At 73.2% G+C, this 22,964-nt stretch carries 19 protein-coding genes and 1 pseudogene; 13 read left to right on the top strand and 7 right to left on the bottom strand.

The annotated features are described in order from the left end of the window. Positions 1-3 precede the first annotated feature (3 nt). On the bottom strand, positions 4-402 hold the full coding sequence (locus C1N81_RS31820) for a hypothetical protein (protein WP_394434748.1): 399 nt from the start codon (positions 400-402) through the stop codon (positions 4-6). Positions 403-532: 130 nt separating this feature from the next. Here C1N81_RS31820 and C1N81_RS31815 point away from each other — a divergent pair, with 130 nt between their 5' ends. The 4 genes from C1N81_RS31815 to C1N81_RS31800 all read left to right on the top strand — a co-directional run bounded on the left by C1N81_RS31815 (position 533) and on the right by C1N81_RS31800 (position 7,031). Next, the gene (locus tag C1N81_RS31815) at positions 533-3,640 is read left to right on the top strand and encodes an alpha-N-acetylglucosaminidase (protein ID WP_394434747.1); all 3,108 of its coding nucleotides are present in this window, start codon (positions 533-535) and stop codon (positions 3,638-3,640) included. Between the two features lie 70 nt (positions 3,641-3,710). Next, positions 3,711-4,217: a tetratricopeptide repeat protein gene (locus C1N81_RS31810; protein ID WP_394434746.1), complete on the top strand. Its 507-nt coding sequence runs from the start codon at positions 3,711-3,713 to the stop codon at positions 4,215-4,217. 47 nt (positions 4,218-4,264) lie between these two features. After that, a complete protein-coding gene (locus C1N81_RS31805; protein ID WP_394434745.1) occupies positions 4,265-6,202 on the top strand; it encodes a hypothetical protein in 1,938 nt (645 codons plus the stop codon). 112 nt (positions 6,203-6,314) lie between these two features. Further along, complete coding sequence (locus tag C1N81_RS31800; protein ID WP_394434744.1) at positions 6,315-7,031, top strand: TetR/AcrR family transcriptional regulator; 717 nt, start codon at positions 6,315-6,317, stop codon at positions 7,029-7,031. Between the two features lie 4 nt (positions 7,032-7,035). On the opposite strand, the gene C1N81_RS31795 is transcribed toward C1N81_RS31800, so the two are convergent. Continuing rightward, positions 7,036-7,386: a 5-carboxymethyl-2-hydroxymuconate Delta-isomerase gene (locus tag C1N81_RS31795; RefSeq protein ID WP_394434743.1), complete on the bottom strand. Its 351-nt coding sequence runs from the start codon at positions 7,384-7,386 to the stop codon at positions 7,036-7,038. Positions 7,387-7,510: 124 nt separating this feature from the next. On the opposite strand from C1N81_RS31795, the gene C1N81_RS31790 reads away from it, so the two are divergent. Then, entirely contained in the window at positions 7,511-7,756 is a 246-nt protein-coding gene (locus tag C1N81_RS31790; RefSeq protein WP_394434742.1) for a hypothetical protein, read from the top strand. Here the strand turns inward: C1N81_RS31790 and C1N81_RS31785 are convergent. Continuing rightward, positions 7,734-9,335: a SpoIIE family protein phosphatase gene (locus C1N81_RS31785; RefSeq protein WP_394438361.1), complete on the bottom strand. Its 1,602-nt coding sequence runs from the start codon at positions 9,333-9,335 to the stop codon at positions 7,734-7,736. The genes C1N81_RS31790 and C1N81_RS31785 overlap by 23 nt on opposite strands. A gap of 227 nt (positions 9,336-9,562) precedes the next feature. Here C1N81_RS31785 and C1N81_RS31780 point away from each other — a divergent pair, with 227 nt between their 5' ends. Together C1N81_RS31780 and C1N81_RS31775 are read left to right on the top strand one after the other, a co-directional pair. Continuing rightward, the gene (locus C1N81_RS31780; protein ID WP_394434741.1) at positions 9,563-10,597 is read left to right on the top strand and encodes a LacI family DNA-binding transcriptional regulator; all 1,035 of its coding nucleotides are present in this window, start codon (positions 9,563-9,565) and stop codon (positions 10,595-10,597) included. Positions 10,598-10,671: 74 nt separating this feature from the next. Continuing rightward, positions 10,672-11,574, top strand: coding sequence for a phosphatase PAP2 family protein (locus tag C1N81_RS31775; RefSeq protein WP_394434740.1), 903 nt, complete (start codon positions 10,672-10,674; stop codon positions 11,572-11,574). Here the strand turns inward: C1N81_RS31775 and C1N81_RS31770 are convergent. Beyond that, complete coding sequence (locus tag C1N81_RS31770; RefSeq protein ID WP_394438359.1) at positions 11,522-14,527, bottom strand: bifunctional [glutamine synthetase] adenylyltransferase/[glutamine synthetase]-adenylyl-L-tyrosine phosphorylase; 3,006 nt, start codon at positions 14,525-14,527, stop codon at positions 11,522-11,524. The two genes, C1N81_RS31775 and C1N81_RS31770, sit on opposite strands and share 53 nt — an antisense overlap. Before the next feature lie 234 nt (positions 14,528-14,761). On the opposite strand from C1N81_RS31770, the gene C1N81_RS31765 reads away from it, so the two are divergent. From C1N81_RS31765 to C1N81_RS31740, 6 genes and pseudogenes are all read left to right on the top strand, one after another. Beyond that, positions 14,762-15,196, top strand: a complete 435-nt coding sequence (locus tag C1N81_RS31765) for a VOC family protein (RefSeq protein WP_394434739.1) — start codon at positions 14,762-14,764, stop codon at positions 15,194-15,196. A gap of 150 nt (positions 15,197-15,346) precedes the next feature. Beyond that, positions 15,347-16,237: an alkaline phosphatase family protein gene (locus C1N81_RS31760; protein WP_394434738.1), complete on the top strand. Its 891-nt coding sequence runs from the start codon at positions 15,347-15,349 to the stop codon at positions 16,235-16,237. Between the two features lies 1 nt (position 16,238). Then, complete coding sequence (locus C1N81_RS31755; protein WP_394434737.1) at positions 16,239-17,519, top strand: MFS transporter; 1,281 nt, start codon at positions 16,239-16,241, stop codon at positions 17,517-17,519. Next, the gene (locus C1N81_RS31750; RefSeq protein WP_394434736.1) at positions 17,516-18,544 is read left to right on the top strand and encodes a TolB family protein; all 1,029 of its coding nucleotides are present in this window, start codon (positions 17,516-17,518) and stop codon (positions 18,542-18,544) included. The genes C1N81_RS31755 and C1N81_RS31750 overlap by 4 nt, the downstream gene beginning before the upstream one ends. A 3-nt stretch (positions 18,545-18,547) precedes the next feature. Continuing rightward, positions 18,548-18,951 (top strand): annotated as a pseudogene (locus C1N81_RS31745) (VOC family protein). Positions 18,952-19,024: 73 nt separating this feature from the next. Beyond that, positions 19,025-19,339, top strand: coding sequence for a hypothetical protein (locus C1N81_RS31740; protein WP_394434735.1), 315 nt, complete (start codon positions 19,025-19,027; stop codon positions 19,337-19,339). 93 nt (positions 19,340-19,432) lie between these two features. On the opposite strand, the gene C1N81_RS31735 is transcribed toward C1N81_RS31740, so the two are convergent. The 3 genes from C1N81_RS31735 to C1N81_RS31725 form a co-directional block, all read right to left on the bottom strand. Continuing rightward, positions 19,433-21,370: a S53 family peptidase gene (locus tag C1N81_RS31735; RefSeq protein ID WP_394434734.1), complete on the bottom strand. Its 1,938-nt coding sequence runs from the start codon at positions 21,368-21,370 to the stop codon at positions 19,433-19,435. A 187-nt stretch (positions 21,371-21,557) separates the two neighbouring features. Beyond that, entirely contained in the window at positions 21,558-22,196 is a 639-nt protein-coding gene (locus C1N81_RS31730; RefSeq protein WP_394434733.1) for a DUF305 domain-containing protein, read from the bottom strand. Continuing rightward, positions 22,196-22,870: a DUF3105 domain-containing protein gene (locus C1N81_RS31725; RefSeq protein WP_394434732.1), complete on the bottom strand. Its 675-nt coding sequence runs from the start codon at positions 22,868-22,870 to the stop codon at positions 22,196-22,198. The genes C1N81_RS31730 and C1N81_RS31725 overlap by 1 nt, the downstream gene beginning before the upstream one ends. Positions 22,871-22,964: the final 94 nt, after the last annotated feature.

Here is a 22,964-nt window from a genome sequence, read left to right as displayed (position 1 = left end):
GTCTCAGTGGTGACCCGCGTGGCTTCCCCCGGCCCGCTCCACGGTCCCGCCGAGCCGGCCGCGCAGCCGTGTCACGACGCGGTCGGCGCCGACCGCGACCCACTTGCGGCCGATGAGGTAGGTGCCGCCGTAGTCGTCGGCCGCGTCCAGCCATTCGGCCTGGCCCCGGTCGGTGGCGAAGGTGGCGAGGACGTAGCGCTCCCGGCCGGTGCCGCAGGTGGCCTGGCGGAGTTCGGCGGCGTCGGTCTGGAGGTCGGGGCGGCAGCCCGCGGTGCGCGCCAGTTGCTCCAGTGAGCCGCTGGCCGTCCGGGGGATCTCCGGGGGCCCGGGGGTCTCCTCGTGCGCCCCGCAACCGGTCGCCACCGCGGCCACCACGACCCCTGCCACCAGCAGTTTCCTCATCCCGCACTCCTGTCCCGGCCGCGCACGGCTCATCGACGTGTTCCCGCCAGACTCCGTACGCACCGTTGAGCGCGGGCGTGCGCCCCGGTTACGGTGCGCCGCACCATCCGCGACGCAGGGGGTCACACGTATGTCCGCGCCAACGCGACGCACGGTTCTCGGCACGGCAGGCGCCATCGGGCTCGGCACGGCCCTGGGGGTGGGCGTGCCAGCGACCGCTCAGGCGGCACCGCACGCACTTGATACGTCGGCGGCCCGCGCGGCGCTCAACCGGCGACTGCCGCACCACGCGGACCAGTTCAGACTCAGACTGCTCCCGCCCCAGGGCGGCGCGGACCGTTTCCGGGTCTCCGGCAAGCGGGGCGCGATCGAGGTGTACGGGACGACCCCGGCGACGCTGCTCGCCGGGGTCCACTGGTATCTGAAGTACGTGTGCGGCGCGCACATCGCCTGGAACGGCGACCAGCTCGACCTGCCCCGCACCCTCCCGGCCCCCACCCGCGCCCTGGAGCGGTCCACGTCCCTGCCGCACCGGTTCGCGCTGAACGACACCAACGACGGCTACACGGCGCCGTTCGCGGGCTGGCCGTACTGGGAGCGCATGATCGACGTGCTCGCGCTGCACGGCTGCAACGAGGTGCTCGTCATCGCGGGCATGGAGGCCGTCTACCACCGGCTCCTCAAGGACTTCGGCTACAGCGACGAGGAGTCACGGGCCTGGCTCCCCGCCCCCTCGCACCAGCCGTGGTGGCTCCTGCAGAACCTCTACGGGTACGGCGGCCCCCTCTCCCCCGAACTCATCGCCGACCGCGCCGAGCTCGGCAAGAAGATCACCGACCGGCTGCGCGAACTGGGGATGAAGCCCGTCATGCCGGGCTACTACGGGCATGTGCCGAAGGGGTTCGTCGAGCGCAACGGCGGCGACGCGCACGTGGTGCCGCAGGGCAGCTGGCACGGCTTCGACCGGCCCGACTGGCTCGACCCCCGCACGACGTCGTTCGCGCAGGTCGCCGAGGCCTTCTACGGGCATCAGCGGGACCTCTTCGGTGAGCTGGACGCGTTCAAGATGGACCTGCTGCACGAGGGCGGCACCCCCGGGGACGTGCCCGTCGCGGACGCGGCGCGCGGCGTGGAGACGGCGCTGCAGAAGAACCGGCCGGGCGCCACCTGGGTCATCCTCGGCTGGGAGGCGAACCCGCTGCCCGCGCTGCTCGACGCCATCGACAAGAAGAAGATGCTGATCGTCGACGGGGTCTCCGACCGGTTCAGCTCCGTCACCGACCGCGAGAAGGACTGGGGCGGCACCCCGTACGCGTTCGGCACCATCCCCAACTTCGGCGGCCGCACCACCATCGGGGCCCGCGCGCACCTCTGGATGGACAAGTTCTTCGCCTGGCGCGACAAGGCGGACAGCGCCCTGGCCGGCACCGCGTACATGCCCGAGGGCACCGACCGCGACCCGGCCGCCTTCGAGCTGTGGTCCGAACTCGCCTGGACGGAGCGGAAGATCGACCGCGCCGAGTGGTTCGCCGGGTACGCCGACTTCCGCTACGGGCGCCGCGACAAGGACGCCCGCGCCGCCTGGCAGGCCATGGAGGAGACCGCGTACCAGCAGATGGCCGTCGAGCGCTCCGACCCGCACGACTCGCTGTTCGCCGCGCGCCCCGACCTCTCCGCCGACCGCGCCGCCTACTACGCGCCGCGCGCCCTCACCTACGACCCGGCCCGCTTCGACGCCGCGCTGACCGGTCTGCTCGGCGTGTCCGCGAGCCTGCGGGGCAGCCAGGCGTACAAGTACGACCTCGTCGACGTGGCACGGCAGGCGCTCGCGCACCGCAGCCGCCAGTACCTGCCCCAGCTCAAGGCCGCGTACGCCGACAAGGACCAGGCCCGCTTCAAGGACCTCGCCACGCTGTGGCTGAAGCTGATGCGCCTGTCGGACGACGTCACCGGAGCCCACAGCGCCTTCCTGCTCGGACCGTGGATCCAGGACGCGCGCGACATGGCGACGAACGACGCCGAGCGCGCCGAGTTCGAGCGCTGCGCGAAGGTCCTCATCACGGTCTGGGGCGACCGGGCCACCTCCGACCCGGGCAACCTGCACGAGTACGGCAACCGCGAGTGGCACGGCCTGATGGCCGACTTCTACCTGCCGCGCTGGCAGAAGTGGCTCGACGAACTCCAGGACGCCCTCGCGGCGGGCCGCGAACCCACCAAGGTCGACTGGTTCGCCTTCGAGGAGCCGTGGACCCGCGAGCGCAAGGACTACCCGCTGCGCCCGTACGGGGACGCGTACCGCACGGCCTCGCGCGTGTTCGACGTGCTGGCCCGCGCCCCGTACCAGGGCGCCCTGACGGTGACGGCCGAGCCGCCCGCGTTCCCGCCGGGCGGCCACGCGCGCGTGGCCGCCACCTTCCGCAATGTCAACGGGCTGCGCGCGACGGGCCGCGTCGACTTCGCGCTGAAGGGCATCGACGCGACGCCGGAGCACGGCACGTCGCTGCGCAGTGTGCCTCCGGCGGGCGAGGGCACCGTGTCCTGGCAGGCCAGCGCCCCGGGCACCCCGCTCGACGCGCCGCTGCGCCCACTGCCCTACACGATCGACGTCACGTACGGGCCGCAGGGCGAGGACCGGGTCACCACCTCGTACAAGGGCACACTCTTCGAGGCCGGTCCCCTGGAGGCGGGCTGGAAGACGTACACCAACAACGAGGCGATCTTCGGGCAGCTGGGCGACCGGTTCGCCATCGACGGCGCCGGGAACGACCTGTGGAAGGGCACCACCCAGTTCGGCACCATCTACCGCGAGGGCGCCCTCCAGGACGGCACGTCCGTCATCCTGCGGGTGGACTCGCAGGCCGTCACGGGCGCGTGGGCGCGCGCGGGCATCATCGTCCGCAACTCCCTCGCCACCCCGGGCTCCCCGGGCTTCCTCAACCTGGCCGTGACGCCCTCCAACGGCGTGGTCCTCTCCTACGACACGAACGGTGACGGCACGCTCGACACCTACCAGCGGATCACCGGCGTCAAGGCGCCGGTGCTGCTCCGCCTCACCCGGGCCGCCGGCGCGTACACCGGCGCCTGCTCCACGGACGGCGGAACCACCTGGCGGACGGTGGCCACCGTGCCCGTACCGGGCGCCGCCGCGACACAGGACGTGGGGATGTTCATGAGCGCGACCAACGGCGGGAACGGGGCGCGCGGCACCGTCGAGTACAGCGGCTGGCAGCTCACGTAGGGCCGCGAAGGGCCCGGGCCGCACTCGGAAAACGGTTGACGCGCACCGGCCGATCTCCGAGTGTGGCCCGATGAGCACCGAGAACAGCGTCTGGGAAGAGCGGATCGCCGCCGCGTGGGCCTCCTTCGACGACTACGGCGAGGAGCGCGCCGACGCGTTCCGCGCCCTCGTCGACGGCCTGGTGGCGGAGCTGCCCGCCGACAGCCCGGTGGGGCCTTTCGAGCGGGCCTGCGCCTTCGACTCGACCGGCCACTCCGACCGGGCGGTGCCGCTCTACGAGGAGGCGCTGCGGCGGGGTCTCTCCGGCTACCGGGCGCGCCGCACGAAGATCCAGCTGGCCAGTTCACTGCGGAACGTGGGGCGCCCGGCGGAGGGTGTCGCGCTCCTCGAACCGGAACTGACCGCTCCGAGCGACGAACTGGACGACGCCGTACGGGCCTGTCTCGCACTGTGCCTGTCCTCCCTCGGCCGCGACCGCGAGGGCCTGTCGCTCGTGCTCGGGGCGCTGGCACCGCATCTGCCGCGCTATCAGCGGTCGATGGCCAACTACGCCCGGGAGCTGATCCGTTCGGAGTGAGGAACGGGTCCGGGTGACCATCCCACGATTCGCTCGTTCTGCTGAACGTGCAGTCAAAGGTGGAGCAACCCAGTCCCGCGCGGCCCTCCAGCACCCCCGGCACGCCCGACGTCATCGACGTGGAGCAGGCCGAGGCAGCCCTGGTCGAGCACTACCCGCGCCTCGTCCGCCTCGCCTACCTGGTGCTCCCGCCGAGCCTCGGCCGCAACCGGCGCGTCCTGACCGCCCACTCCGTCACCCAGCGGGCGCTCCCCCGCGGCCGCACCGCGACGGCGCCCCCGGCCCTGCCCGCCCAGCGCGGCAGCGCGCCGCGCGGCGCCGACCCGGGCTACGCCTACGTCCGCCTCAAAGTGCTGCGCAGCGCCCTCGAAGCCGGGCGCCCGCTGCTCCGCGCCGCCTGGCCCAAGCGGTCCCAGCTGCCGCCGCTGCTGCCCCGGGTGCGCGGCCTGCGCCTGTTCCCCAAGTCCGGCGGCGCCGACGAACTCGCCCTGGACCAGCGGCTCTCCGCGCTCAGCGGCCCGGCCCGCGCCGTGTACGTGCTGCGCGGCCTGGAACACCTCGACGACACCGCCGTGCGCACCGTGCTGACGGCGGCGGGCTGCACGCCCCAGGAGACGACCGCCGCACTGCACGAGGCGGACCGGACCGAGGCCCAGTACGAGCTGCTCGCCTCCCCCGAGTTCGACCCCTGCTCCCTGCACGCGCGCCCCACCGACCTGATGCGCCGCCGCCAGCACACCAAGGCGGCGATCGCGGGGGCCGCCGCGCTCCTCGTCTGCGGCGCGCTGCTCGGCCTGCCCGGCGAGGGCTGGGGCCCGGACGGCGCGGCGGCGCCCCCGTACGCGCAGAACCCGGCGGGCCAGGCGGCGCTCGACCCGGCGAAGCTGACCCGGGTCGCCCCGGTGACATGGCGGTCCTCGGCCCGCACCGACTTCTCCGTGTGGCCCGCCCGCGGCTCCCTCACCGGCGACGAGGCGCTCCTGCGCCGCGCCCTCGCGGTGTGGGCGCGGCCCGGCGAGAGCGTCCAGGTCTCCGCGACCCCCGGCACCCCGGCGGGCGCCCCGCCGGGCCCCGCCCAACTGCTGTACGCGGGCGAGCTCGACCAGGCCCGCGTCGTCCTCTTCTACGACGGCCTGCGCATCGTCCGCTACGCCGAACCCGCGCAGGGCACCAGCGGCGCCGCCCTCGACCTCGCCCGGGTCGACGGGGCGGACGCCGCGCAGTCCGGCGCCGTCGTCATCGACCGGTCCGACAGCAACGTGCGCTATCTGACGGCGCCCTGGGTGACCGGCGCCGCCGTCCGCGACCTGCTCGAGCCGTCCGGCGCGGCGCGGCCCCTGACCCGTACGAAGGACGGCGTGACGGCGCCGTTCCCGAGCCCGGCGCTCGCCCCGGCCGACCAGCCCTGCACCAGCTGGAACGCGCTCGCGCTGACCGACGCCGACACCACCCGGTACACCAGCGACCTCGGCGAACTCGTGCCCGCGCACCTCACGTCCGGGGCGCCGGACGCGCCGCGCGAGGCCGATCCCGCCGAGTGGGCGGCCCCGGCCTGCTCCCTCGCCGCGGCCCGCTCGCACGGCGTGCGCTCCGTCAACGCGTGGGCGTACGCGCGGCAGACCATGCCCGAGGCCAACGGGGAGGCCGCGTGGGTGTGCACCCGGGCCGAGACCTGGCGGGGCGGCGGGCCGCGCACGCTGGCGCTGTTCCGCGCGCCGGGGGCCGGATCCGCGGTCGTCGCGGCCAAGTCGGAGAGTTCGGCGGCGTGCGGGGAGCGGGATCAGGTCGTGCTCGCGGGGGTGCGCTGGAAGTCGCGGGGCGGGAACTGGTACCTGGTCGCTGCGGGGAGCGACAAGGTGCGGTCCTTGAGTGCGGCGGGGTCGAGCGAGGCGGGGCATGTGCTGGCCGTGCGGGTGGCGCGGGGCGCGGACGTGACGCTTGCCGGGGTCGCCGACGGCGGGGTCGACGTGTCACCGCTGCGGTAGTGCGGCCCCGAGGGCTCCGCCCCCGGACCCCCGCTCCTCGATCGCCGGAGGGGCTTGATGGAGGCACCCAGCGGTCAACTGGACTATCGGCTTGGCTCGGTAGAGTGTTCGTATGACGACCGGGGTGCGGCGCAGGATGGGTGTCGAGGAGCGGCGGCGGCAGTTGATCGGGGTCGCTCTCGAACTGTTCAGCCACCGCTCGCCCGACGAGGTCTCCATCGACGAGATAGCGGCCGCCGCGGGCATCTCCCGGCCCCTCGTCTACCACTACTTCCCGGGCAAACTCAGCCTGTACGAGGCCGCGTTGAGGCGGGCCGCCGACGATCTGGCGCAGCGGTTCGAGGAGCCGCGGGAGGGACCGCTCGGCGCCCGGCTGCTGCGGGTGATGGGCCGGTTCTTCGACTTCGTGGACGAGCACGGGCCGGGTTTCTCGGCGCTGATGCGCGGCGGCCCCGCGGTCTCGGCGGGCGGTTCCTGTTCCCCGGAGACGGTGTCGGCGACGAACGCCCTCATCGACTCCGTGCGCCAGGCCGCGTACGTCCAGATCCTCGCCCATCTGAACGTGGGCGAGCCGTCCGCCCGCCTCGAACTCGTGGTCCGCTCGTGGATCTCCCTCGCCGAGTCGACCGCGCTGCTGTGGCTCGACGGGCGGCGCGTCCCGCGCGAGGAGCTGCAGCTCCAGCTGGTCCACGACTTCGCCGCGCTCGCGGCGGTGAGCGCCGCCCACGACCCGGGGACGGCGGCGCTCCTGCGCGGCATCCTCACGGACGAACCGGCCGACGGCCCGTTCACGGACCTGCTGAACCGGCTCGGCGCCCTGGTGGTGTGACGGCTCAGCCGCGCGCCGACCTGTAGGCCGCTTCCAAGTCCCGTACCTCGACCGACAGATGAATGCCCCCGGGCTCCTTGATGTGGCCGGGCAGCAGCGCGAGGACCGCTTCCGTGAGCGCCGCCCTGGCCTCCTCGGTGCGTCCGGCGAGCAGGGCGATCTCGATGTGCACCACGTGCGCCTCCTCGGTGCCGTCGCCGACGACCGTCTCCTCGGCGCTCCGGAAGCGCGTCTTGCAGGCGGGGATCCGGGCGCCGACGAGGTCGACGCAGGCCTGGTGGACGGCGCCCGCGAGCGCGGGCCGGTCGAGGCGGCCGTCCAGTGCGGCGGAGTGGTCGACGGTGATGTTGGGCATGGCTGCTCCAAGGGTGTGGCCTGCGGTGTCCGCTGTCACCGGCCACCTTTACGGTGATCGGCATGAGCGCACAACTCACGTTCCGTCTGGCGGACACCGACGACCTCCACGCCTTGCCGGCTATGTGCACCGCCTGATGGTGCGGCGCGGCGCGCCCTCCGGTACGGGCGGCGCCCTCCTCGCGCACGCCGAGCGGCGGACCGCCGGGACGGGCCGTACCCGCTGCCGCCTCGACTGCGTCTCCACGAACCCCCGGCTGCGCGCGTACTACGAGGGCCGGGGCTACACGGTCGTCGGCGAGCAGCCCTTCAAAGCCGGTGCGGGCGGCAGCGCCTACGCGGTGACGCTCATGGAGAAACCGGTGGGCTGAGCCGCAGGGCGAGCAGGGCGATGTCGTCGGCCCGGTCGGCGCCGAAACGGGACAGCAGGGTGTCGCAGAGCGCGTCGGGCGTCGCGGGGGCGGTGGTCGCGGCGGCGCTGAGCTGGCCCATGGAGACCGAGAGGTCGGTGCCGCGGGTCTCGATGAGCCCGTCGGTGACCATGAGCAGCCGCTCGCCGGGCGCGAGCTCCAGCGCGGTGGGTTTTGGGTGCGGCAGGCCGAGGCCGAGCATCGGGCCCGCCGCGTCGGCGTAGTGGGCCGGGCCCCGGTGGGGCACGCGCAGGGGCGGGATGTGCCCCGCGTTCGCGATCAGGGTGCGGCCGGTCGCCGGGTCGACGAGGGCGAGGCAGAGCGTGGCCGAGCTGTCCGGGTGGTAGTGCTGGAACATCCGGTCCAGGCGGGTCAGGAGCCGGGCGGGGTCCGGGTCCTCGATGCTGTACGCGCGCAGGGCGTGCCGGATCTCCACCATGACGGTGGCGGCGTCGAGCGAGTGCCCGACGACGTCGCCGATGGCGACGAGGACCCCGGCGGAGGTGGGCAGCGCCGCGTAGAAGTCACCCCCTATCTCCGTCTGCTGCGACGCGGGCACGTAGCGGAAGGCGACGTCGACCCCGGGCAGCGCGGGCAGCTGCGCGGGGAGGAAGCTGCGCTGGAGCGTCAGCGCGACGTGCCGCTCCTGCTCGTACATGAGGAGGGGTTCGGCGGCGAGGGCGGCGGCGCGGGCGAGCTGGGCCACGAGCGGTCCGACCCGCCCGGCCGGGTCGGGCGCGACCGGGGTCGCCAGGCAGACGGGGAGGTGTCCGGCGCGGGTGCGGGCGAGCACCAGCTGGACGTCGCGGGGCCCGAAGTAGGCGCTCGGCCACAGCGACCGGGGCACGATCGTGCTCTGTACGCCGCCGGGGGCGCAGTCCACGCGCCGGGCGATCGCGGCCGCCTGTTCGCGGGCGACGGCGTCGGGGACGGGGGCGAGGCCGCCGCGCCGGGACAGCCCGGCGTGCACGTCCCCGTCGTCGCCGAGGACGAAGACGGCGGCGCTCTGCCGGGTCAGCCGGGCCGCCGCGTCGGCGGTGGTGGTGGCCAGTTCGACGAGGCAGCGGGCGCCCTGCACGTCGACGACGGTCTCGGAGAGCAGCGCGAGCCGGTCGAACTGGCTGTGGGCGTCGGTGAGTTCGCGGGCGCCGCGCAGCGCGGCGCGGACGACGGCGCGGATCTCCTCGGGTTCGGCGGGGACCGTCAGATACGCCTCGCCGCCCGCGTCGAGCCCGCGGCAGCGGTCGCCGGGGCCCGAGGGGCGGGCGGAGAAGTGCACGACGGGGATGCCCGCGAGCAGGGGCAGGGCCTTGACGCGGCGGCACAGCTCGTAGCCGCTGAGGTCGGGGAGGCCCACGTCGACGAGGGCCACGTCGGGCAGTGCTCCGGCGCGCAGCCGCGTGTCGAGTTCGACGAGGGCCTCACCGGCGGAGGCGACGGGGACGACGACGTGTCCCGCGCGGGTGAGGACCGCGCCCATGGCGTAGCGGCTGGCCGCGGTGTCGTCGACGACCAGGACCGTGCTGCCGTGCCCGGTCATGGTCTGCTGGGCGGTGATGTTCACGAGGCGGCCCCCTCGGGGCGGAGCGGGCGGGCCCCCTGCGGCCCACCGCACCACGGTATCGCCGGGCGTGCCCGGCGGCGCCCCCGATCGCGCAGCTTCACCGTTCCGGGTGGCACACGGGCAACCCGGCGCCACGGAAGGGCACTTCCCCGCCGGACCCGTTCGGTGTGCAATAGGCCATGTGACCGGTAAGGTCCCGTCCCGTGACCGCACGTCTTGCCGACATAGCAGCTCAAGCGGGGGTCAGCGAAGCGACCGTCAGCCGCGTGCTCAACGGCAAGCCCGGGGTCGCCGCGGCCACCCGTCAGTCCGTCCTCGCCGCGCTCGACGTGCTCGGGTACGAGCGGCCCGTGCGGCTGCGCCGGCACAGCGCCGGTCTGGTCGGCCTCATCACGCCGGAGCTGGAGAACCCGATCTTCCCGGCGCTCGCACAGGTGATCGTGCAGGCGCTGACCGGGCAGGGGTACACGCCGGTTCTGGCCACCCAGACGCCGGGCGGCTCCACGGAGGACGAGCTGACGGAGATGCTCGTCGACCGCGGAGTCAGCGGCATCATCTACGTCTCCGGGCTGCACGCCGACACCACGGCCGACACGCGGCGCTACGAGCGGCTGCGCGGCCAGGGCGTCCCCTTCGTCCTCGTCGACGGCTTCTCGCCGGCCGTGGCGGCCCCGTTCATCTCCCCCGACGACCGGGCGGCGGCGCGGCTCGCGGTGACCCACCTGGCCTCGCTCGGCCACCAGCGGATCGGCCTGGCGGTCGGCCCGCGCCGGTTCGTGCCGGTGCAGCGGAAGATCGAGGGCTTCGTCCGCACGATGCGGGAGCTGCTCCCCCTCTCCCCCGAAGAGGTGGAGAACGATCTCGTCCAGCACTCGCTGTACACGCTGGAAGGCGGTCAGGCCGCGACGGCGGCGCTCCTGGAGCGGGGCTGCACGGGGATCATCTGCGCCAGCGACATGATGGCACTGGGTGCCGTCCGGGCGGTGCGGGAGCGGGGTCTGGAGGTGCCGACGGATGTGTCGGTGGTGGGTTTCGACGATTCGCCGCTGATCGCCTTCACCGACCCCCCGCTGACCACGATCCGCAAGCCGGTGCACGCGATGGGCCAGGCGGCCGTCAACACGCTCCTGGAGGAGGTGGGCGGCACGCCCGCGCCGCAGAGCGAGTTCGTGTTCATGCCGGAACTGGTGGTCCGGGGGTCGACGGCGTCGTCCCCTGGGGTCCGCCCTCGTCCTTAGGGCGTAGAGGATGCGACCGATACTCGACCGGGGGATGATCGGACGAGGGCCGATATCTGGCAGACTCTGTTGCTATGGGTGAATCGACCGTGACGACACTGGAAGGCCGACAGGGGCCCCCCTCGTCACCCCTCGCGGAGGACCGTGACGGGCAGCGCGGTCGTGGCCGTCTGGCTGTCGTACGGCGGCTGCGGACGCCGCGGCGTCCCCGGCTCTGGTTCGAGATCCTTCTGATCGCGGTCAGTTACTGGACGTACTCGCTGATCCGCAACGCGGTGCCGGAGCAGAAGGCGCAGGCGCTGAGCAACGCGGACTTCATCTGGGGCGTCGAGCGGCACCTCGGCATCGCCTTCGAGCGGAGCGTCAACCACGCCGTCGACTCGGTGAGTTGGCTCATCGTCGGCATGAACTACTACTACGCGACGCTGCACTTCGTCGTCACGCTCGGGGTCCTCGTGTGGCTGTTCCGCCGCCATCCGGGCCGGTACGCGGCGGTGCGCCTGGCCCTGTTCGCGACGACCGCCGTCGCCCTGGTCGGCTACTACTTCTATCCGCTGGCGCCGCCGCGCCTGATGACCGGCGGGCACTTCATCGACACGGTCGCCGTCCATCAGACCTGGGGGTCGATGGCGTCCGGCAACCTGAAGAACATGTCGAACCAGTACGCGGCCATGCCGTCGATGCACATCGGCTGGTCGCTGTGGTGCGGGCTGACGATCTTCGCGCTCGCGTCGGTGCCCTGGGTGCGGGTGCTCGGCCTGCTGTACCCGGCGCTGACCCTGCTCGTCATCGTGTCGACGGCGAACCACTTCTGGCTGGACGCGGTGGGCGGCATGATCTGCCTGACGTTCGGCTTCCTGGTGGCGCGGCTCTGGTACGGGGCACTGCCCTACGCGCTGCCCCGGCAGGTCGCCGCGGCGGCCGCTAAGGAGCCCCGTAGAAGCGTTCCTCCATCACCGCGCGGGCCCGGCGCGTGATCCGCCGGTAGTCGTCCAGCATGTCCCCGACGTGGCCCGGGTCGTACCCGAGGTAGCGGCCCACGGCGCCCAGCTCGCGCCCGTCGGAGGGGAAGGTGTCGCCGGCCCGGCCGCGCACCAGCATCACCGCGTTGCGCACGCGGGTCGCCAGGACCCAGGCCTCGTCGAGCGTGGCCGCGTCCTGGGCGGGCAGGAGGTCGGCCGCGCAGGCCGCGGCCAGCGCCTCGCGGGTGCGGGTGGTGCGCAGGCCCGGCAGGGCGTGGCCGTGCTGGAGCTGGAGCAGCTGCACCGTCCATTCGACGTCGGACAGGCCGCCGCGGCCGAGCTTGGTGTGCAGGGTGGGGTCGGCGCCGCGGGGCAGCCGCTCGGACTCCATGCGGGCCTTGAGGCGGCGGATCTCGCGTACGGCGTCGTCGCCGAGCCCTTCGGCGGGGTAGCGCAGCGGGTCGACGAGTGCGCAGAAGGCGGCGCCGAGGTCGGCGTCGCCCGCGACGTGCTGGGCGCGCAGCAGGGCCTGGGCCTCCCAGACGAGGGACCAGCGCCGGTAGTACGCCTCGTACGACTTGAGGGTGCGCACCAGCGGGCCCGACTTGCCCTCGGGGCGCAGGTCCGTGTCGATGAGCAGCGGCGGGTCGGCGCTGGGCAGGGCGAGCAGGCGGCGCATCTCGCCGACGACCTTGTTGGCGGCCTGGGCGGCCTCCTGCTCGTCGGCGCCCTCGCGGGGCTGGTGGACGAAGAGGACGTCGGCGTCGGAGCCGTAGCCCAGCTCGTGGCCGCCGAAGCGGCCCATGGCGATGACGGCGAAGCGGGTGGGGAGCTGGTCGCCCCAGCCGTCCCTGACGACGGCGCGCAGGGTGCCCGCGAGCGTCGCCGCGGTGAGGTCGGAGACGGCGGCGCCGACGCGGTCGACGAGGGCGCCCTGGTCGGCGACGGCGGGGCTGTCCTCGGTCCCGTAGGAGGCGATGATGTCGGCGGCGGTGGTGCGGAACAGTTCGCGGCGGCGGACCCCGCGGGCGGCGGCGACGGCCTGTTCGACGCCGTCGGCGCGGCCGACCGCGGCGAGGACCTCCTGCTCCAGCTGGGCGGCCGGGCGCGGGTCGAGGCCATGGGGGTCGCCGAGGAGGGCGACGGCCTCGGGGGCGCGCATGAGGAGGTCCGGGGCGAGGCGTCCGGCGGACAGGACGCGGGCGAGGTTCTCGGCGGCGGCGCCCTCGTCGCGCAGGAGCCGCAGGTACCAGGGGGTCTTGCCGAGCGCGTCGGAGACCTTGCGGAAGCCGAGGAGGCCCGCGTCGGGGTCGGCGGAGTCGGCGAACCAGCCGAGCAGCACGGGCAGCAGGGTCCGCTGGATCGCCGACTTGCGGGAGACGCCGGAGGCGAGGGCCTCCAGGTGGCGCAGGGCCGAGCTGGGGTCGGCGTAGCCGAGGGCGACGAGCCGCTCACGGGCCGCCTCCGTGCTCAACCGGGTCTCGCCCGGAGCGAGTTGCGCGACGGCGTCGAGGAGCGGGCGGTAGAACAGCTTCTCGTGCAGGCGGCGCACGACGGAGGTGTGCCGCTTCCAGGCACGGCTGAGGTCGGTCAGCGGTTCGGTGCGCATGCCCATGGAGCGGCCGATGCGGCGCAGGTCGGCGTCGTCCTCGGGGACGAGGTGGGTGCGGCGCAGCTTGTAGAGCTGGATGCGGTGTTCGAGCGTGCGCAGGAAGCGGTAGGCGTCGTCGAGCTGGACGGCGTCGACGCGGCCGACGTAGCCACGCTCGGCGAGGGCGGCCAGGGCGTCGAGGGTGGTGCCACTGCGCAGCGAGGTGTCGACCCGCCCGTGCACCAACTGGAGGAGCTGGACGGCGAATTCGACGTCGCGCAGGCCGCCGGGGCCCAGTTTCAGCTCGCGGTCGACCTCGCCGACCGGGATGCCCGCGATGACGCGCTTGCGCATCTTCTGCACGTCCGGCACGAAGTTCTCGCGCTCGGCGGCCTGCCACACCATCGGGGAGACGGCCTCGACGTAGGCGGCGCCGAGTTCGGGGTCGCCCGCCACCGGGCGGGCCTTGAGCAGCGCCTGGAACTCCCAGGTCTTGGCCCAGCGCTGGTAGTAGGCGACGTGGGAGGAGAGGGTGCGCACCAGTGGGCCGTTGCGTCCCTCGGGGCGCAGGTTGGCGTCGACCGGCCAGATCGTGCCCTCGACGGTGGTGTCGGAGCAGATCCGCATCATGTGCGAGGCGAGCCGGGTCGCGGCCTGGACGGCCTTGCCCTCGTCCTCCCCCTCGACGGCCTCGCCGACGAAGATGACGTCGACGTCGGACACGTAGTTCAGCTCGTGGCCGCCGCACTTGCCCATCGCGATCACGGCGAGGCGGCACAGCGCGGCGTCGGCGGGCGCCGCCTCCCGGGCGATGGCGAGGGCGGCGCGCAGGGTCGCGGTGGCGAGGTCGGCGAGTTCGGCGGCGGTCTGCGCGACATCGGTGGTGCCGCACACGTCACGGGCGGCGATGGACAACATGCAGCGCCGGTAGGCGACGCGCAGCGAGTCCGGGTCGTCGGCATCCGCGAGGCCGCGCTCGAACTCCTCGACGCCCGGGTGCAGATCGCTGTGCTCGTACGTGACGAGGGCCCGCCAGTCGGCCGGGTGCCGGGCGAGGTGGTCGGCGAGGGCCTCGGAGGCGCCGAGGACGCCGAGGAGGCGGTCGCGCAGCGGCTTGGCGGTGACGAGCGTGTCGAGCAGTTCGCGGCGGCCCGGGTCCCCGTCCGCCCGCTCCTGCGCCTCGACGAGCCGGACCAGGCCGAGCAGGGCCAGATCGGGGTCGGCGGTGGCGCCGAGCGCGTCCAGGAGGAGCGGGTCGGAGCGTACGGCGGCCAGCGCGGGCGTCTCCAGCAGTCGCTCGGCGCCGGACGGGTCGGTGAACCCGTGCCGCAGCAGTCGCGTGAAAGTACTGCTCCTGCGCCCCTGCGGCACCGACATCCCGGCCTCCTGTTCGATCACACGCTGGTCATGAGGGTACTGCGGCCGGTGCGGGACCGATGGGTTGTGGGGCCGCGCGGAGTCGTCATGATGGTGGCAAGAGTCGCCACACGTTCAGCAAAGTCGTCCCTGTCGGCAGGAACGCCGTCCGAACAGGCGGGAATGCCGTCCCCCCGGCAGGCGTGCCGCCCCCTTCGGCGGGAGCGCCGGCCCCCTTCGGAAGGACAGCAGGACATGGAGTGGACGCTCGAAGTGGTCGTCGTCCCGGTCTCGGACGTGGACCGCGCCAAGGAGTTCTACGCGGACAAGGCCGGGTTCAAGGTCGACGTGGACCGGCAGGTCGCGCCCGGCATCCGCGTCGTGCAGCTGACGCCGCCGGGCTCGCGCTGCTCGATCTCGCTCACGGAGGGCCTGCCGGGCGCGCCGGGCCGGCCGGGCATGGCGCCGGGCTCCCTCTCCGGCCTCCAGGTGTGCGTCACGGACATCGCGGCGGCGCGCGAGGAATTGGCGGGGCGCGGCGTGGACGTGTCCCCCGTGCGGCACGCGGGCGCGCGGGGCTGGGAGGACGGCCGCGGCGACGAGCCGTGGAACTCGTTCATGTTCTTCACGGACCCGGACGGGAACGGGTGGACGGTGCAGGAGGCGCCGGCGCCGCTGTCGGAGCGCTGAGCCCTTCTTCGCGGGGTCGCGGAGGCGGCCCCCCAGCCGTTCACCCACGCTTCACCCGTCAGGGTGGCCACATGTGACCCAGGGGGCTCTTGGCGTGTGCATGATCTGCCCGCACGCCAAGATCCCCCGCCCCTCCCACGGAGGTCACACGTGTCCGGCAGAACACTCCTCAGCCGCGCCCGCGGCAAGGCGCTCGCCTCGGCCCTCGCCCTCGCGGCGGCCGCCACCGGCAGCTGGCTCGCCCTCACCGGCGTCTCCCCCGCGCAGGCCGCGGCCGCCGTGCCCACCCCGGACCACACGGTCGTCGTGGTCTTCGAGAACCACGCGTACAGCCAGGTCATCGGCGCCTCCAGCGCGCCGTACATCAACAGCCTGCGGACGGGCGGCGCCAACCTCACGGCCTCCTACGCCGAGACCCACCCGAGCCAGCCCAACTACTTCGCGCTGTTCTCCGGCTCCACCCAGGGCGTCACCGACGACAGCTGCTACACACCCGGCTTCTCCTCCGCGCCCAACCTCGCCTCGGAGCTGATCGCCGCCGGAAAGACGTGGGGCAGCTACAACGAGGACCTGCCGAGCCAGGGTTCGACCACCTGCTCCTCCGGCGACTACGCCCGTAAGCACAACCCGTGGTTCGGGTTCAGCAACGTACCGACGTCGTCGGCGAAGACGTTCACCCAGTTCCCGTCGGACTACTCGGCCCTCCCCCAGGTCTCCTTCGTCGTCCCCGACCTCTGCTCCGACATGCACGACTGCTCCGTCTCCACCGGCGACACCTGGCTGAAGAACAAGCTCGGCGCCTACGCGACCTGGGCCAAGACCCACAACAGCCTCCTGGTCGTCACCTTCGACGAGGACAACCGGCTGAGCGGCAACCGCATCCCGACGGTCCTGTACGGCCAGCGGGTCACACCCGGCGTCACGTCCTCGACCACGTACAACCACTACGACCTGCTGCGCACCCTGGAGGACATGCACGGCCTCCCGCACGCGGGCAACGCCGCCACCGCCAAGGACATCACCGGCGTCTGGACCTCGTGACATGTACGTAGCGGACAGCCGCGCCGGCACCCCGCCGGGCCCGGCGCCGACGTCCGCGGAGCCCGCCGCCCGGCCACGCGCCGGGCGGCGGCGCGCCGTGGGCCCCACCGTGCTCGCGCTCGGCACGGTCAGCCTGATCACCGACGTGTCCTCCGAGATGGTCACGGCGGTGCTGCCGCTGTACCTCGTCGCGGGGCTCGGCCTCAGCCCGCTCGGCTTCGGCGTCCTCGACGGCGTCTACAACGGCTTCTCGGCGCTCGTCCGCCTGGTCGGCGGCCGTATCGCGGACAGTGGCGGCGGCCGCCACAAGACGGTCGCCGTCCTCGGCTACGGCCTCTCCGCCCTCTGCAAACCCCTGCTCCTGCTCGCCGGCTCGCTCCCCCTCATCGGCGCCGTCCTCGCCGCCGACCGCACCGGCAAGGGCCTGCGCACCGCCCCGCGCGACGCACTGATCTCCCTGTCCAGCGAACCGGCGGCGCGCGGCCGCGCGTTCGGCGTGCACCGGGCGATGGACACGGCGGGCGCGCTGCTCGGCCCGCTGGTGGCGTTCCTCATCCTCCGGTGGACCGTGGACGGGTACGACGCGGTGTTCACGGTGAGCTTCTGCGTGGCGGCGGTCGGCGTGGCGGTGCTGGTGCTGTTCGTGCCGCCGTCACGGGGCGCGTCGACCCCGCGGCCCGTCCGGCGCCCGCGGCGCGACATCGACTGGTCCCACCTGGCACGCCCCACACTCTGCGCGACCCTCCTCGGCCTGGCCACGGTCAGCGACGCCTTCGTCTACCTGCTCCTCCAACGCCAACTGGGCGTCCCGGAACGCTGGTTCGCGCTTCTCCCCCTCGGCACGGCGGCGGCGTTCCTGCTCCTCGCCGCGCCCCTCGGCCGCCTCTCCGACCGGGTGGGCGCCTGGCCCGTCTTCCTCGGCGGCCACGTGGCGCTCCTGACGGTCTACGGCCTCCTCCTCACCCACGCCCGCAGCCCGGCCCTGCCCTGCGCGGTCCTCCTGCTCCACGGCACGTTCTACGCGGCGACCGACGGCGTCCTGATGGCGGCGGCGTCCGCCGGACTCCCCGAGGACCGCCGCTCGTCGGGCCTCGCGGTGGTGCAGACGGGCCAGGCGCTGGCCCGCTTCGGCTGCTCGCTCGGGTTCGGCGCGGCGTGGACGGCGTGGGGCGACCGTACGGCGCTGACGGTGGCGGCGGTGCTGCTGGCGGGGTGCGGCGCGGTGTCGTACGCGCTGCGACCACCGACGTCCGGGTCCACTGGCAGAAAGGTCACCGCATGACGAACCGCGGCAAGCTCACGATCCTGACCGCGGTGGTGCTCGCGCTCGCGGCGGTGGCGACGGCGGCGATCCTGCACGCGTCGGCGCGCGCGGACCGCGTGCACCGGGCCGGGCCCGGTGGCCCGGCGGTGACGGCCGGCGAGGTGTCACTGACACCCCGCGCCCCACGGCTGGTCTTCCGCAACATGGCGTGGGGCCCGCACCGCGACGAGTTGGCGACGACGCCGGCCAGCGCCCCCGGCGACGGCCGGCGCACGGCGACGGCGACCGGCCTCACGTGCCTGCGCTTCTACGCCGACGCGGGCACGGGCATCTGCCTCCGAGCGGTCCACGGCACCCTCACGGACACCTACCGGGCCACGGTCCTGGACGCCCGCCTGCACGAGAAGGCCCACTACGCGGTGCCCGGCATCCCCTCCCGCGCGCGGGTGTCGCCGAGCGGGCGGTACGCGGCGTGGACGGCGTTCGTCGGCGGCGACAGCTACGCGGGCACGAACTTCTCGACGCGGACGGCGATCGTCGACACGGAGACGGGAGAGCTGACCCCGTCGCTGGAGTCGTACGGAATCGTCAAGGACGGGCACGCCTACCGGTCGTCGGACGTGAACTTCTGGGGCGTGACGTTCGCACGGGACGACCGCCACTTCTACGCCACGCTGGCGACGAAGGGCAGCACCTACCTGGTCCGGGGCGACCTGCGCGCCCGCACGGTCACCACCCTCCACCGCAACGTCGAATGCCCGTCCCTCTCCCCCGACGGCACCCGGATCGCGTACAAGAAACGAGTGGCCGGCGCGCCCGCGGACGCCCCCTGGCGCCTGTACGTACTGGACCTCGCCACGCTGCGGGAGACGGCGCTGGCCGAGCCGCGCAGCGTGGACGATCAGGCGGTGTGGAGCGACACCCGGCACCTGACGTACGCCCTGCCGGGCGACTACGGCGCCGACCTGTACACGGTCCCGGCCGACGGCACGGGCGGCGCGCGACGCCTCCTGACGGCGGCCGTCTCACCCGCCTACCTTTGACCGATGGACATGACCCTGGAAGTGATCCCGCTGCCGGTCTCGGACATCGACCGCGCCAAAGCCTTCTACACGGACAAGGTCGGCTTCCACTGCGACGTGGACCGCGAACTGTCCCCGGACACCCGCATCGTCCAGCTCACCCCGCCCGGCTCCGGCTGCTCCATCGTCCTCGCCGACGGCATCCCCCTGCCCACGGCACCTACCACGGCCTCCAGCTCGTCGTCACCGACATCAAGGCCGCCCACGCCGAACTGACCGCCCGCGGCCTGGAGGTCTCGGACCCGGTCCAGTACGGCCCGGACGACGGCGGCACGTTCGCCTACTTCACGGACCCGGACGGGAACGGGTGGGCGATCCAGGAGTACCGGAAGCGGGCTACCACGCCGTTGCGGGACGCACTGGGCTGACGGGCGGACTTCCGTGCCCGCCCGTGCGCCCGGCCCGGCGGGGCATGAGGAGGAGCCTCAGCGGCTTCCCCTCATGCCCGACCGCACGCCCCGAGCACTCCGACTGGCCATCCAGGAACACGCGCCGCACCTGATGCCCGATGTCGAGGCCCACTGGAAGCGCGCCGTCAGCGACACCTCCGCCAGGACCCCGGCCCCGGCCCTGGCGGCCTTCATGCGCCTGTGGTGGACGCAGTACGCCATCGCGCGTGACCCCGCCCTGGACGCCCGTCTCCGCGATCTCGAAGCCCGCGCCGCCGAGTCCGAGGACCCGGAACGGTCCCTCCGGCTCCTGGAGGAGTACAGCCGCCTCCGGCACGAAGCCGCCGAGAGCGAACCCGGAGAGTGATCGACGAACCGCCCCCCGCACACGCACAGGCGGCGTCCGCCCCAGTTCGGCCACGCAGCGGCCTCGCTGGGGCGGACGCCGCCCTGGAACGCCCTACCGGCGCCCGTAGGACGTCACATAACCCGGCGCCGGCGACCCGACCCCCGTGACGTCGTCGTAGCCGCGGACCGCCTTCAGGGAGGCGTCCTTGCCGAGGCTGCGGACGGAGGTCAGCAGGCCCTCCGTCGCGTCGAAGCCGTTCGCGAAGTCCACGCGTGCCACGGCCAGGTCACCCTTCACCGGGTGGTCGGTGACGTCGTGGTAGACCCGGGACCCGTACCGGTCGTAGATGGACGGGTTCGCGAACCCGATCGCCCGTCCGCCCCGCGTCTGCTGCGCGAGCGCCTGGACGCCCGCGATCACCGGCGCCGCGAGGGACGTGCCGCCGATGCGGTACTCGTCGTACCCGAGGGACCCGTCCGGCAGTGTCTGCGTCTGGCCGACGAGGAACCCGGTGTTGGGGTCGGCGATCGCGGAGATGTCGGGGACGACGCGGTTGAGGCCGCCGTTGGCGCGTGCCAGCGAGTTCGGGACGACGCCCCGCTGGTAGTACGGCTGCGCGACCGTACGGCTCGTGCCGCCACCGGCACCGGAGGTGTACGCGCCGGGGAAGTCGGTCCAGCTCTTGCCGTCGGCGGAGAGGTTGGCCTTGAGGGTGCCCCAGCCGGTCTCCCACTGGTACTTGTCGCCCTTGCCGACGGCGAGCGACGTGCCGCCGACGGCCGTGACCCAGGCGGAGTTCGCGGGCGTGTCGACCTGTTTCACCCCGGTGTTGGCGACCTCGTCGCCGTTGTCGCCGGAGGAGAAGTAGAAGCCGATGCCCTCGATCGCGCCGAGCTGGAACACCTGGTCGTACGCGGCGGCGAGCTGCGGCGTCTGGTTGGCCTCGATGTCGCCCCAGGAGTTGGAGACGATGTCGGCGAGGTGCTTGTCGACGATGGTGGCGAGGGAGTCGAGCAGGTCGTCGTCGTAGCAGGACGCCGCGCCGACGTAGGTGATGTCGGCCTGGGGCGCGACCGCGTGCACGGCTTCGACGTCGAGGGTCTCCTCGCCGTACCAGCCGGCGGCGCCGCACTCCTCGGTCTTGGTGTAGTCGGCGGGGAGGACCTGCTTGAGCTGGCCCTTCGCGTACTTCGCGTCGCCGTGCTTGGCCGCGTACGTCGCCGCGTCCTTGGCGATGGTCGGCGAGGCGTACGCGTCGGTGATCGCGACCCGCACCCCCTTGCCGGTGGCCTTGCCCGCACCGTAGGCGGCGCGCAGCTGCTTGCCGGTGTAGCCCTTGACGGCGTACGGGACCTTCTTGCCGTACGCGGAGGGCAGCTTCTTGGCGACGTTGGAGCCGTAGTACGAGGAGAACGGCCCGGCGTTGCGGAAGACCGCGTCCGGCGGCGGGAGTTCGTCCTGGTGGTCGGCCTTGTGCGGGGCGCTGTCCAGGCCGGTGACGGTGAGCACGGCGCCGTCGAGCGAGCGCGGCACGGACGCGGTGCCCGAGGGCGCGCGGTAGGTGTGCTTGCCCTTGGCGTAGTTGTGCAGCTGGGTGCCGAACGCCTTCTCGGCGGCGGCGACGTCGCCGGACACGGATATGTAGTGCTGGGTGGTGCCGGTCACGGTGAGGCCCGAGGACTTCAGCCACTTCGTGACCTCGGCTATCTGCGCCTTCGAGGCGCCGAACCGTTCCTGCGCCTGCTGCGCGCTCAGGTACCTGCCGTACGAGGCGGAGGACGGGTCGGAGACGGCCTTGGCGTAGGCGGCCAGACCGGCGGAGTCCCGCCCGGCGAGGTAGACGCGGGCGGTGACCTTGTTGCCGTCGGCCGTCGCCCCCTTGTCGGCCGTGCCGGTGGCCCACAGCGGCTTGGTGCCGGCGAGGGAGGCCCGGCCGGTGTCGGCCTGCGCGGCCGGGGCGGCGAGGGCGATCGCGCCGGCGAGGAGCGGCAGTGTCGCTGCCAGGCTCAGGCCGGCGCGGGTGCGGCGCGAACCGCGGATGGATCTCATGGAACGACCCCCTGGTCTCATGGAACCCCTGGGTGAGGTGCACGTGTCCTGCGGAGCGTGTAACGCACACGCAGAGGGCTTCACTCTCGTCAGGAACACTTCACGCTGGGGGAATGCGGGGACCAAGAAGGGGTCAAGTCGCGCCAAGTCCGATCGGAAACAGCCGATTTGACCGGGGTACCGGTGCTCAGGGAGTCCTGTCCGGGGTGGCACCTCTGGCCTTCAGCATGTCCGTCATCAGGTCGATCTCGGACTCCTGAGACGCCACCATGCCGCGCGCGAGCCGCCGTTCGGCCCCGACCACGCACCGCTTCACACAGCCCTCGGCCATGTGCACACCGCCCTTGTGGTGGGCGATCATCAGCCGGAGGTACAGGATCTCGGCCTTGCGCCCGCTGGCCTTGTTCAACTCGGCGAGCTGCGCGTTGGTCGCCATGCCGGGCATCAGCGCACCGTCCTCACCGGCCGGCGCGTCCCCCATCCCCATCCACGCCATGGGCGCCTTCTCCGACACCTTCGGCAGCTCCCACAGGTCGAGCCAGCCGAGCATCATGCCGCGCTGGTTGGCCTGGGTCTGCGCGATGTCGTAGGCGAGACGGCGCACCTCCACGTCCTTGGTGCGGTCGCGCACGATGTACGACATCTCGACGGCCTGCTGATGGTGCACGGCCATGTCCCGAGCGAACCCGGCGTCCGCGGACTCGGCCGCCGGCACCTTCAGATCGGCCGGGCCGTCGTCCCCGTCGGCGGCCGCGTACGTGACCGCGCCCGTGACCACGGCGACCGCCGCGGCCACGGACACCAGCCACCCTGTCGTCCTGCGCATCACTTCGACAGACCACCCGTGCAGGAGGCGCCCGGCTCCGGGGTCTGCTTGCCCTGCACGAACGTCGAGAAGAACGACGCGACCGCCGGGTCCGTCGCGCTCTTGACCGTCCGCTGGTGCCCCCAGGCGCTGAGCATGATCGGGTCCTTCTGGTCCTCGACGGGGCTCATGAGCGAGTAGGGCGTGCTCTTGACCTTGGAGGCGAGCGCCTCGACGTCCTTCCCGGCCGCCTTGTCGGTGTACGTCACCCAGACGGACCCGTGCTCCAGGGCATGTACGGCGTTCTCGTTCGGGATGGCCTTGTCGTAGACGTCGCCGTTGCAGTTCATCCACACCGGGTTGTGGTCGCCGCCGACCGGCGGGTTCATCGGGTAGGCGACCTTCTTGGTGACGTGGTTGCGGGTCAGCTTCGCGCTCCACGTGCCGACGCCGTCCTTGTCGTAGGAGAAGTGGCCGGAGGCACCGGACGCCTTCCCCTCGCTCTTGTCGTCGTCACCACTCTTGGTCACGGCCCACGCGGTGACTCCTATCAGGGCGGCCACGACGACCGTGCTCAGCGAGATCACGGCGATCCGGCCACGCCGGGCGCGGGCGCGCTCGGCACGGCGCATCTCCTCTATACGGTCCCGGCGGTCCCTGGCGGGAGCGGCGGAGGTCTTCTTGGCGGAACCCATGGCATGTCCTTCAGGGAAAAGGATGAGACGGGCGGGCCCGCTGATCGTAGTGCGCAAAACGGGTTCCGCGGGAGGTGCCTGTCGTCCGTGCCGC

The sequence above is a fragment of the Streptomyces sp. SGAir0957 genome (genome assembly GCF_043523415.1).
This window is presented reverse-complemented; position numbering and strand designations above follow the sequence as displayed.